The sequence below is a fragment of the Hydrogenophaga pseudoflava NBRC 102511 genome (assembly GCF_001592285.1).
Classification (GTDB): domain Bacteria; phylum Pseudomonadota; class Gammaproteobacteria; order Burkholderiales; family Burkholderiaceae_C; genus Hydrogenophaga; species Hydrogenophaga pseudoflava.
The window spans coordinates 83,375-94,863 of the sequence record NZ_BCWQ01000003.1 but is presented as its reverse complement, the minus strand read 5'-3'; the positions used below and the strand labels follow the sequence as shown (position 1 = coordinate 94,863).

Annotated in this window: 10 protein-coding genes and 1 riboswitch; all 10 genes read left to right on the top strand. The window is 70.4% G+C overall.

Annotated features, from left to right (window positions below; genetic code table 11):
* Positions 1–25: 25 nt before the first annotated feature.
* Positions 26–1,327 (top strand): SPFH domain-containing protein, encoded by a 1,302-nt coding sequence (locus tag HPS01S_RS05240; RefSeq protein WP_066152015.1) that lies wholly within the window; start codon positions 26–28, stop codon positions 1,325–1,327.
* A gap of 1 nt (position 1,328) precedes the next feature.
* Positions 1,329–2,858: an SH3 domain-containing protein gene (locus HPS01S_RS05235; RefSeq protein WP_255284162.1), complete on the top strand. Its 1,530-nt coding sequence runs from the start codon at positions 1,329–1,331 to the stop codon at positions 2,856–2,858.
* Positions 2,859–3,429: 571 nt separating this feature from the next.
* Positions 3,430–5,130 carry an ABC1 kinase family protein gene (locus HPS01S_RS05230; RefSeq protein ID WP_066152012.1) on the top strand — a complete coding sequence of 567 codons (1,701 nt, stop codon included), beginning with the start codon at positions 3,430–3,432 and terminating at the stop codon, positions 5,128–5,130.
* A gap of 185 nt (positions 5,131–5,315) precedes the next feature.
* Positions 5,316–5,416, top strand: a riboswitch (guanidine-I (ykkC/yxkD leader).
* Between the two features lie 51 nt (positions 5,417–5,467).
* Entirely contained in the window at positions 5,468–6,508 is a 1,041-nt protein-coding gene (locus HPS01S_RS05225; RefSeq protein WP_084397072.1) for an ABC transporter substrate-binding protein, read from the top strand.
* Positions 6,509–6,523: 15 nt separating this feature from the next.
* Positions 6,524–7,534, top strand: coding sequence for a fatty acid desaturase family protein (locus HPS01S_RS05220; RefSeq protein ID WP_066152008.1), 1,011 nt, complete (start codon positions 6,524–6,526; stop codon positions 7,532–7,534).
* Positions 7,531–8,316 carry an SDR family NAD(P)-dependent oxidoreductase gene (locus tag HPS01S_RS05215; RefSeq protein ID WP_066152006.1) on the top strand — a complete coding sequence of 262 codons (786 nt, stop codon included), beginning with the start codon at positions 7,531–7,533 and terminating at the stop codon, positions 8,314–8,316. Before HPS01S_RS05220 ends, HPS01S_RS05215 begins: the two co-directional genes overlap by 4 nt.
* A gap of 20 nt (positions 8,317–8,336) precedes the next feature.
* Positions 8,337–9,074, top strand: coding sequence for a 3-oxoacyl-ACP reductase family protein (locus tag HPS01S_RS05210; RefSeq protein WP_066152003.1), 738 nt, complete (start codon positions 8,337–8,339; stop codon positions 9,072–9,074).
* Between the two features lie 10 nt (positions 9,075–9,084).
* The gene (locus tag HPS01S_RS05205; protein WP_066152001.1) at positions 9,085–10,029 is read left to right on the top strand and encodes a DMT family transporter; all 945 of its coding nucleotides are present in this window, start codon (positions 9,085–9,087) and stop codon (positions 10,027–10,029) included.
* Positions 10,026–10,811: a creatininase gene (locus HPS01S_RS05200; protein ID WP_066151999.1), complete on the top strand. Its 786-nt coding sequence runs from the start codon at positions 10,026–10,028 to the stop codon at positions 10,809–10,811. The genes HPS01S_RS05205 and HPS01S_RS05200 overlap by 4 nt, the downstream gene beginning before the upstream one ends.
* Complete coding sequence (locus HPS01S_RS05195) at positions 10,808–11,485, top strand: cysteine hydrolase family protein (protein WP_066151996.1); 678 nt, start codon at positions 10,808–10,810, stop codon at positions 11,483–11,485. Before HPS01S_RS05200 ends, HPS01S_RS05195 begins: the two co-directional genes overlap by 4 nt.
* Positions 11,486–11,489: the final 4 nt, after the last annotated feature.

Sequence of the window (11,489 nt, the reverse complement as noted above, 5' to 3'; positions counted from 1 at the left end):
CCAGCCACAACACCCGGAGGACCCCATGCTGCACCGACTCAAGACCCTCACCCGTTCCACCCGCCTGGCGCTGGCCCAATGGCTGCGCGGGGACCGCGCCGCCGCCACCGAAGAGGGCGACGAGGGCTCCACACCCCCGCTGCGCCCGATGCGCCCCATGCCCAGCGTCGGCCTGCGCCCCGTGCTGCTCACCCTGGGCACCGCCGCCGTCGCCGCAGGCGCCGCCTGGACGCTCGTGAAGCACCCACCGGTGCAGCCGCTGGAGCCCGGCCACCTGGCCGTGCGCACCAACAACCTGACGGGCGAGACCAGCGTCTGGCGCGAAGGCCCGGTCTGGGTCTGGCCCGGCCTGCACCAGCTCGCCACCCTCTCGCTGCAGGACCGCAGCTGGACTGCGGCGGCCATGGCCACCGCCGACGGCGCCGCGCCGGCCCAGACGGTGGAAGGCCTGTCCATCGGCATGGACCTGCGGGTGCGCTACGCCATCGACCCCTCGCGCATCGGCGGTGCCCAGGCCATGAGCTACCCGAAGGACATCGACGGCCAGATCATCGAACCCGCCGTGCAGGCCACGGTCTACAAGATCGTCGCGCGCCACACGGTGCGCGAGATCTTCTCGTCGCAGCGCGCCCAGATCGAACAGGACATCGAGACCCAGATCCGCGAGCGCCTCAGGGCCGACGGCCTGCTGCTGCGTTCGGTGCACATCGGCCAGATCGACCTGCCCGAGGACTACCGCCGCGGCATGGAGGTGCTGCTGACCGAAGGCCTGTCGGCCGAGAAGATGCGCTACACGCTGGAGCTGCGCGAGAAGCAGGTGAAGGAAAGTGAACTCACCGCGGCCGCCGAGAAGGCGCGGCGCGAGGTCGCGGCCGAGGCCGCGGCGCGCGAACAGGTGATCGCGGCCAAGGCGCAGGAAGAGGCGATGAAACACGTGCTGCCGCTCAAGCAGCGCCAGATCGAACAGCGCCAGCTCGAAGCCGAGGCCGCGCGCGTCTCGCGCGTCAAACAGGCCGAGGGCGCGGCCCAGGCGCGCCGCATCGAGGCCGAGGGCGAGGCCGAAGCGCGCCAGAAGCTGGCCGACGCCGAGGCCTACCGCCTCAGGAACATCGGCAAGGTCAACGCCGAACAGATGGCGCTCGAAGGCGCGCTCATCACCAGGCACCCGCTGCTGATCCAGAAGACCATGGCCGACCGCCTGAGCGACAAGGTGCAGGTGATCATCGCGCCGCCGAACAGCAACGGCTTCATCGGCAACAACCTCATTGGCAACGTCGCAGCGGCATCGCGCGACGACGAGCTGGCCGGCGACCACGGGGAGCAATGAGATGGGCCTCGGACCGAAGACCCGCTGGGCGCGCTACCTCTGGGCCGGCACGCTGGCCATCGCGCTGGCCGCCACGCTCTACACCGCCGCTGCACGCGCTGCGACCTCCGCACCCGCCGCCGCCGTCGGCCTGGTGACGCGCGACAAGGTCGCCCTGCGCGCCGCGCCGAGCGAGAGCGCCGCCAGCCAGACCCTGCTCTGGCGAGGCGAGGCGCTGGAGATCCGCGGCGCCCGGGGCGACTTCCTGCAGGTGTGGGACCACCACCGTGAGCGCGGCGGCTATGTGCGCGCCACGCAGCTGATGCGCGTGGCCGGCGACGCGGCCGAGGCGCCGCAGCTGCTGGCCCTGCTCGACTTCGTGAGCGAACAGCCCGGCGCCGAGCCGCTGGGCCTGGCGCTGGCCGCCGCCGCCATCCAGGCCCTGCCCGCCGCCGCGCTGCAGGGGCCGCAGGGCGCAGCCGTGATGGACGCCATCGGCCGCCAGGCCGAGCGCTTGGCCGAACGCGCCACAGCCGGCGCCGGCCGCGCCGACGACCCGCTGCTGACCGCGCACCTGGACATCGCGCGTCGCCACGGCGTGCAACTGATCACAAGAGAGCACGACAGCCGCATGAACGTCTGCTACGACGGCGACGCCTTCCGCCGCCTGCTCGCCATGCCCGCCGCCAGTGCCGAACACAAGGCCCGCGCCGCGCTGGCGTTGACCCGCGCCGAGTGCCTGGAGCAGCCGGCCCGCATCGCCGACCGCGAGGCGCTGGACGAAGGCCTGGCCGACCTGCTGGCCCGCGCCGACGCACCCTCGCTCCCGCCCCACTGGCGCGCCCGACTGGCGACGCGGCAGGCCGAAGTCTGGAGCCGCATCGCCTACGCCCGCGCCCAGCGCGACAGCGCCGACACCGCGCGCAGCGCTGCGCAGCAGGCCATCGACGCCATCGGCCGCATCGAGAAGGCCGAACTGGTCGACGACGACCTCGCCCGCTTCCACGCCGCCGCCGTGCGCGTCAACGCCGTGCGCTGGGCCGCCGCGCCCGCCGTCGCCACGACTGGCCGCCTCACCGTTGCCACCCGCCGCGCCGACGACGGCCAGACCTGCGTGGGCCTGCGCGACCCGAAAGCGAAGGCCGACGCCCCCGCGCTGGCCGAGCGCTGCAGCTGGGGCCAGGTCTGGGCCGCCTCGGCCGCGCCCAACCGCGAAGGCACGGCGCTCGCGCTCGCGGTGCAGCCGGTCGACGGCTGGCGCGAGCTGTGGGTGTTCAAGAAGGACGCGGGCGGCTGGGGCGTGCAGGTGCTGCCGCCGGCCGCGCTGCAACCCGGCACCGGCTACGCCGAATTCGCTGGCTGGGAACCCGGTGGCCAGCGCCTGCTGGTGGCGCGCGAAGCGATGGCCGAAGGCAAGACCATCCGCCGCTTCGAGGTGGTGAAGCTCGCGACGCTCACGCCCGAACGCACCGCCTTCGACGCCGAAGCCCTGGGACCGTTCAGCCGCTGGCCGGACGCGGCGTGGAAGCGGGAATCGCTGGCGTTGCGGTGAGGGTTAAGCCTTTTCATGCACTCAGTAAGATGCGTCGCTGGGTTGATGTCAAACAATCTTCGGGGGGGTTATGCGACTGGGTTCTACGGCCAAGATGGTGGTTCTCTTGCGTTCTGACAAATAGGTCAACATAGATGCAAAAGACCGTACGCCTTACGAAGCAGGACGTGGAAGACGCTCTCCGCAATGTTCTCGACCTAGACGACTCTGGCGCCCACGACGCCTTTGATGTTTTTCTTGCCCGTCCCATCGAAGACCCATCGCTGGAAGCCATTCGGGTGGAATGTCTTGCTATTTGTCTAGCTGATCGTTGTAGGCCACGCGGAAGAGATCTCGGCGAACAATCCGAGCAGTGGATTCGGAAGAAGCTCGTTGAACTTCTGTCCACCTAGGCCGGCTTTCATCTCGCAGGACGAGCCGTCTGAGCTGTATGTGGATACCCGGCACATCCAGAAGAGACAAAAAGCCGCTGTTCTATGAGCTTGGAGTTGACCAGGGCGGGATCCACCCGCTGCCGGACGAAAGGTTGCGTCTCACCTGAGCAGGCCACCTTCCATCCTATGATGCCCCCATGCTGATCGAAACCCTGGGTTCGGCCCGCGACATGGGCCGCCTCAACCAGATTCTGGGTGTGCTCATCCGCCACGGCTTCGGCGACAGCGTGCGCCGGCTGGGCCTGGCCGACCGGCTGGAGCGCGCCGGCCACGCGCTGCGCTGGGAGCACGCGGCCGACCTGGCGAAGCTGGAGCCGCCGGTGCAGCTGCGCCTGGTGCTCGAAGAGCTGGGGCCGACCTTTGTCAAGCTGGGCCAGATCCTCGCCGGGCGCGCCGACCTGTTCGGCCCCGAGTACATCGCCGAGTTCGAGAAGCTGCACAGCAACGTGCCCGGCCTGCCGCTGGACGAGCTTCGGCCGCAGCTGCGCGAAGACCTGGGCGGCGAGCCCGAGGCGGTGTTCGCGCGCTTCGACACCGAACCGCTGGCGGCGGCCTCCATCGCGCAGGTGCACCGCGCCCAGCTGCACGACGGCACCGAGGTGGTGGTCAAGATCCGCCGCCCGGGTATCGACCGCACCATCGAGGCCGACCTGCGGCTGATGGGCCGCCTGGCGGCGCTGGCCGAGGCCGAGCTGCCCGCCCTCAAGCCCTACCGCCCGCAGCAGCTGGTGCGCGAGCTGGCGCAGTCGCTGCGCCGCGAACTGGACCTGGCCAGCGAGTGCCGCAACGCCGAGCGCATTGCCACCAACATGGCTGGCCTGCCCTGGATCGTGGTGCCCAGGGTGCACTGGGACTTCACCCGCGCGCGCGTGAACGTGCAGGACTTCGTCCAGGGCATCGCAGGCCACGAGCTGGCCCAGCTCGACGAAACCGGGCTGGACCGCGCCCTGCTGGCGCGCCGCGGCGCCCAGGCGGTGCTCAAGCAGATCGTGCAGGACGGTCTGTTCCACGCCGACCCGCACCCCGGGAACGTGTTCTACCTGCCGGACAACCGCATCGCCTTCATCGACTTCGGCATGGTCGGCCGCCTCTCGGCGCGCCGCCGCGAGGAGCTGCTGCAGCTGCTGATGGGCCTGGTCGAGCGCGACCCGCGCACCGTGGCCGACGTGCTGCTGGACTGGGCCGGCGACGCGCACACCGCCAACCTGTCCTCGCTGGAAACCGAGATCGAGACCTTCGTCGACCAGTACCACGGCGCGCCGCTGGCCGAGCTCAACCTGGGCCAGATGCTGGGCGACGTGACGGGCATCCTGCGCGGCCACCAGCTGGGCCTGCCGTCCGACCTGGCGCTGCTGATCAAGGCCTTCATCACGCTCGAAGGCATGGGTCGCGGGCTGGACCCGGACTTCCACATGACCAGCGAGGCGCTGCCCCTGCTCAAGCAGGTGGTGCGCGCGCGCTACCAGCCCAAGGCCATGGCCACGCGGGCCTGGAAGACGCTGCGCCGGGTGCTCTCGGTGGCCGAGCAGCTGCCCGACGACGTCACGCGGCTGCTGCGCAATGCGCGCCGCGGCAAGATGCATGTGGGCATCGACATCGCCCACCTCAAGCGGGTGGGCGACCAGATCGACCGCGCGGCCAACCGGCTGGCGATGGCGCTGATCATTGCCGCGCTCATCGTCGGCTCCTCGATCGTGATGACGGTGCAGGGTGGACCGACCCTGTTTGGCTTGCCGGCGTTCGGCTTCATCGGCTTTGCCAGCGCGTTTGCCGGCGGCCTGTGGCTGGTGCGCGCCATCTGGCGCAGCAGCCACGGCAAGGACCTGGGCGACGACTGAGCGCCACCCGGTGCGCCAGGGTCCGGCGCACCAAGTCTGTTCATGAGTGGCCCGCGCCGACCGGTTTCTGTCGCGCTTTGGTGCGTCGTGCGCGTTCAAAGGCCCCGCCAACCCTGGCACGCTCCATGCATTGGGGGGTATCAGCATGGATGAGCGGTCTGTGACCGGTGGTTGCAGCGGCTCGTGCGTAGGTCCACTAGGGTTCCGTCTGCGGCAGCGCAGGGTCTGGTCCGAGAGTGGGCCGGCCTCATCGCAGGCTCCACGGAGGGACAAAAGCCCGGGAGAACGACATCAGATCGTCTCTCCTGCGCCCGTCCCACACCACATGGAGCTTCACATGAAACTGGCTGGTCTCTTCTCCTCTCCCGCAGCGTCCACCCCTTCGTCGTCCCTGCTCGGCCGGCTGTTCAAGCCCGCGCTGGGCGTGGCGCTCTCGCTGGCCACGGCCGCCGCGATGGCCGCCCCCACCAACATGAAGATCGCCACCGTGGTGTGGATCGGCTACGGCCCGTTCTACGTGGCCGAGTCGCTGGACCTGTTCAAGAAGTACAACCTCAAGGTCTCGCTGCAGGTCTTCACCGACCCGGCGCTGATCCCGCCCGCCATCGCGTCCGGCGCGGTCGACGGCGGCATGCTGACCTACGACCAGGTGGTCGGCCAGGTGGCGGCCGGCAAGGCCATGAAGGTGGTCATGCCCATCGACTACTCCAACGGCGGCGACGCCATCGTGGCCGACGCGTCCATCCAGTCGGTCAAGGACTTCAAGGGCAAGAAGGTGGGCTACAACCCGCTCTCGCCGAGCGACTTCCTGCTGTCCTACGCGCTCAAGATCAACGGCCTGGGCGAGAAGGACATCAGCCCCGTCAGCATGACGCCCGAAGCCGTGCCCGCCGCGATGGCCTCGGGCCAGCTGCCCATCGGCGTGACCTACGAGCCCAGCCTGTCGCAGGTGCTGGGCCAGGGCGGCGGCAAAAAGTTCAAGGTGGTGTTCTCGTCCAAGGACGCGCCCGGCCTGATCGCCGACGTGCTGGTGTTCGACGACAAGGTCATCAAGGCCAAGCCGGCCGAGATCACCGGTCTCATCAAGGCCTACCTCGACGGCATGGCCTACATGAAGGCCAAGCCCGACGAGGCCGCCAAGATCATCGGCAAGTTCATGGGTGTCTCGGCCAAGGAAGCCAAGGAACAGATGAGCGGCGTGTACAACATCCCGCTGGCCGAGATGCCCAAGGCCTTCCTGCCGGCCAAGGAAACCACCTCCTACTACGCCAGCGGCGAGGTGATCGGCCAGCTGCTCAAGGCCAAGGGCCAGATCAGCGCCATCCCGGCCACCGAGGCGACCTTCGACGCTTCGCTGGTCAAGGCCCTGGCCAAGTAAGGCACGAGGCGCGTCATGCCCGCCCTGTACCGGCACGCCGACGGCGCGCTGCCCAACACGCTCGCCCTCGCGGTGACCGTGCTGGGCTGGCCCGCCGGCATCTGGATGCTCGGCCAGAGCGCCTGGTGGCTGAATGCCACCGGCGTGCTGCTGGTCGCGCTCACCCTCACCTGGTCGGCCTACTTCATCCACGAGTTCGCCCACCAGGCCATCTTCCGCACGCCGCAGGCCAACGAGCGCTGGGGCGTGGCCATGAGCTGGATCAACGGCAGCGCCTACGCCAGCTTCGACGACCTGCGCCGCAAGCACATGCGCCACCACGTCGAGCGTGCCGATGTCATCACCTTCGATCACCAGGCCTTCCTGCGCGCGCACCCGCTGGTACGGCGCGTGGTGCTGGCGCTGGAGTGGCTGCACATCCCGGCGGTGGAGTTCGTGATGCGCGGCTTCGTGGTCGCCCTGCCCTTCATGGACGAGCGCAAGAAGGCGGCGCGCGGCCGCATCCTCGGCGTGGCCGTGGTGCGGCTGACCGCCTGGGTGCTGCTCGGATGGTGGTCGCTCAAGGCGCTGGCGCTGTACGCACTGGCCTACCTGCTGTTCGTGCACCTGCTGCGCTTTGCCGACTGTTTTCAGCACACCTACGACGCCTACCCCATCCTGGACGACAAGCCGATTCCGCAGGACAAGGTGCGCGACCGCGCCTACGAGCAGGCCAACACCTACAGCGACGTGGTGGGTATGGACGCCAAGTGGCTCAACCTGGTGTGGCTGAACTTCGGCTTCCACAACGCGCACCACGAACGTCCCGTCGCGCCCTGGTACCAGCTGCCCGCGCTGCACCAGCAGCTGTATGCCGACAAGAGCCCGCAGGTGGTGACCGTGGGCGAGCTGCTGCGCGCCTACCACCGCCACCGCGTCACGCGCGTGCTGGCCAAGGACTACGGCCAGGTGCTGCCACCCGGCACGCCGGGCCGGGCCGACGGCTTCATCGGCGCCGTGGGCGTGTCTTTCCTCACCGCGGTATGACGGTCCGTTACGGCCTGGAAGGCCGCACCGTGCTCATCACCGGCGCGGCCGGCGGCATCGGCCAGGCGCTGGCGCGGGCCTTCCTCGCACAGGGCGCCCGGTTGCTGCTGCTGGACCGCGAGGCCGCGCCGCTGGACGCGCTGGTCGAATCCCTGCACAGCCACCAGGTGCACAGCGCGGTGTGCGAGCTGGGCAGCGATGCCGCGGTGGCCGCCGTCGCCGCGCAGGTGGCGGAATGCTTCGGCCGGCTCGACGTGCTGGTCCACAACGCCGGCACCGAATACCCGACGCCCGTCGACGACGGTGCCGACGACGCCAACGCCCGCTGGGCCGCGCTGCTGGACAACAACGTCAGCGGCATGTGGCGGCTCACGCGCGCGCTGTTGCCAGTGTTGCCGCGCGGCGCCAGCGTGATCCACCAGTCGTCCATCTGGGGCCGCATCGGCGTGGCCGGCTTCTCGGCCTACAGCGCCAGCAAGCACGCCATCGTCGGCCTCACGCGCTCGCTGGCGCTGGAACTGGGCCCGCGCGGCATCCGCGTCAACGCGGTCTGCCCCGGCTGGGTGCGCACAGACGCCGCCATGCGATCGCTCGCGGCCATGGCACTGGAGCGGGGCTGCAGCGAAGCCGAGGTGGAACGCGAGATCCTGTCGCGCCAGGCCGTGCCGGTCATGCTCACGCCGGACGATCTGGCCGGCAGTTTTCTCTTCCTGGCCAGCGACGGGTCGGCGGCGCTCACCGGCCAGTGCCTGTGTCCCAGCCACGGCGAGGTGATGCTGTGACGGTCTCGACGCTCCCCACGATGTCGTTGCAGGGCCGCACGGCCCTGGTCACCGGTGCGGCCACCGGCATCGGCCGCGCCTGCGCACTGCGCCTGGCGCAGGCGGGTGCGTTCGTGTGGGTCAACCACCTCGGGCAGGTGGACGCGGCCGACGCCGTGGTGCGCGAGATCGTCTTGGCCGGCGGCCATGCGCAGGCCGTCGAGGCCGACGTGAGCGACGCCGCCCCGGTGCAGCGCATGGCCGACGCCGTGGGCGCCGTGGACGTGCTGGTGAACAACGCCGGCATCATTCAGGAGAAGCCCTTTCTGGAGACCACCGAGGCCGACTGGGACCGGATGCTGGCGGTGGACCTCAAGGCCGTGTTCCTGGTCTGCCGTGCGGTCATCCCCGGCATGCTTTCAAAGGGCCAGGGCGCCATCGTCAACATCGCGTCCGATCTCGGCATCCTGGGCCGCGAGCGCTACGCGCCGTATTGCGCTGCCAAGGCCGGCGTGATCGGCCTCACCAAATCGCTGGCGCGCGAGTTCGCGCCGCAGCACATCCGCGCCAACGCGGTGGCGCCCGGCCCGGTGGCCACCGCCATGGTCTCGCTCGAACACATGAGCGCCGAGTGGGTGGAGAAAGAGCTGGCGATCCCGCAGCACCGGCTCGGTGCACCGGAGGAGATCGCCGACAGCGTGCTCTTCCTCGCCAGTGACCTCTCACGCTTCTACACCGGGCAGGTGCTGGGCCCCAACGGCGGCTCGGCGATGCCCTGAACCCTCCCCCATGACCCTGCTGCCCGCCCACCCCACCGACCGCGTTGCCACCGCCGTGCTGCTGTTCTCGGCCACGCTCTGGGGCCTGACCTGGATGCCGCTCAAAGGCTTCATCGCGCAGGGCCTGCCCGGCCCGCTGGTCTCGCTGCTCACCTACGGCTCGGTGGGGCTGCTGGCGCTGGTCGTGCTCTGGCGCGACCGCACCGCCTGGCGCGCCCAGTGGGGCCTGGTGCTCGCGCTCACGCTGGTCGGCGGCTGGGCCAACACCTCGTTCGTGAACGCGGTGATGCTGGGCGACGTGGCGCGGGTGATGTTCCTGTTCTACCTCTCGCCGGTGTGGTCGGTGCTGGGCGGCTGGCTGTTCCTGAAGGAACGCATCCCGCCCGCGCGCTGGGCCGCGGTGGCCGGTGCGGTCGTCGGGCTGTGGCTGGTGCTCGGCGGGCCGGGCATCGGCGGCGAGGCGCTGGCCTTCACCTGGGTCGACGCGCTCTCGCTCTCGGCCGGCTTCGCCTTCGCCGCCAACAACGTGATCGCGCGCGCCGCGCACCGCGTGCCGCTGCGCACCAAGACCTTCGCCGTCTTCGTCGGCTGCGGCCTGCTCTCGGGCATCGCCACCGCGGTCACGGGGCGCGAGCTGCCCGTCATCGGTGCGTGGCTGTGGCTGGCGCTGCTGGCCTACGGCTTCGGCTGGATGCTGCTGGCCACCGTGACCTGGCAGTACGGCGTGAGCCACCTGGAGAGCAGCCGCGCCGGCGTGATCCTGCTGGCCGAGCTGCTGGTCTCGGTGGGCACGGCCATTGCATTCGGTGGCGAAAGCCTGAGCCCCATGGGCTGGGCCGGCGGCGCGCTGATCACCTTCGCGGCGCTGGCCGAGGCCCTGTTCCCGCCCGCCGAACCGACCATGACCGAGACACCCTCCCACCCCATCGCCGCCACCGGCCCCCGCACGCCATGAACACCACCACCGTCTGGATGAACCAGCTCTCCTGGGTCGACTACCAGCAGCGCATCCGCGCCGGGCACCCGCCCGTGCTGCTGCCGGTGGGCGCGCTGGAGCAGCACGGCCCGCACCTGCCGCTGGGCACCGACGGCCTGCTGGCCAGCGCCGTCGCGGCCGACACGGCCGCGCGCGTGGGCGGTCTGGTCGCGCCCACGCTGAGCTACGGCTACAAGTCGCAGCCCAAGTGCGGCGGCGGCCAGCACTTCTGCGGCACCACCAGCGTCGACGCCGCCACCCTCATCGGCCAGATCCGCGACGCGGTGCGCGAGTTCGCGCGCCATGGCGTCGACAAGCTCGTCGTCGTCAACGGCCACTACGAAAACCAGTGGTTCCTGATCGAAGGCATCGACCTTGGCCTGCGCGACGCCAAAGCGGCCGACCCGGCCTGTGCGCTGCAGGTGATGCGGCTGGAGTACTGGGACTTCATGACGCCCGAGACCCTGGGCGACGTGTTCCCCGACGGCTTCCCCGGCTTCGCGCTCGAACACGCGGCCGTGCTGGAGACGTCCATGATGCTGCACCACCACCCCAGCCTGGTGCGCATGGACCTGCTGCCCGACGACGGGCCGGCCGACTTCCCGCCCTACGACATGTATCCCAGTCGCACCGACTGGGTGCCGCCCTCGGGCGTGCTGTCGTCGGCCAAAGGTTCCGACGCCGCCAAGGGCAAGCTGCTGGCCGACGAGGTCGCGCGCCGCATGGCCGAGGCCATCACCACCGGATTCACCCGACCATGACCAACCTGCAAGACCTCGACCCCCAGGCCACCGCGCTGATCGTCATCGACATGCAGCGCGACTTCTGCAGCCCCGGCGGTTACGCGCAACAGGCCGGTCTGGACATCTCTCGCATGCAGGCCGTGGTGGGCCAGGTGAAGGCGCTGCTGGTGGCCGCGCGCGGCGCCGGTCTGCACATCTTCCACACGCGCGAAGGCCACCTGCCCGACCTCTCGGACTGCCCGCCGGCCAAGCTCGCGCGCAGTGTGGCGGCCGGGGCGCGCATCGGCGGCCCCGGGCCCCTGGGCCGGTTGCTGGTGCGCGGCGAACAGGGCCACGACTTCGTGCCCGAGCTGCGCCCGCTGGCCTGCGAACACGTGATCGACAAGCCCGGCTACGGCGCCTTCCACAAGACCACGCTGGGCGCGCTGCTCGGCGCCTTCGGCGTCCGCCGCCTGCTGCTGTGCGGCGTCACCACCGAGGTGTGCGTGCACTCCACCCTGCGCGAAGCCATCGACCGCGGCTTTGTCTGCACCACCGTGGGCGACGCCACCGCCGCCAGCCAGCCCGAGCTGCAGGCCCCGGCCCTGGCCATGATCGGTGTCGAGGGCGGCATCTTCGGCGGCGTCTGCAGCACGGCCGAGGCCGCGGCCGCGCTCAACGCGCTGCCGCGCGCGAACCGGGAAGCGGCGTGAACCC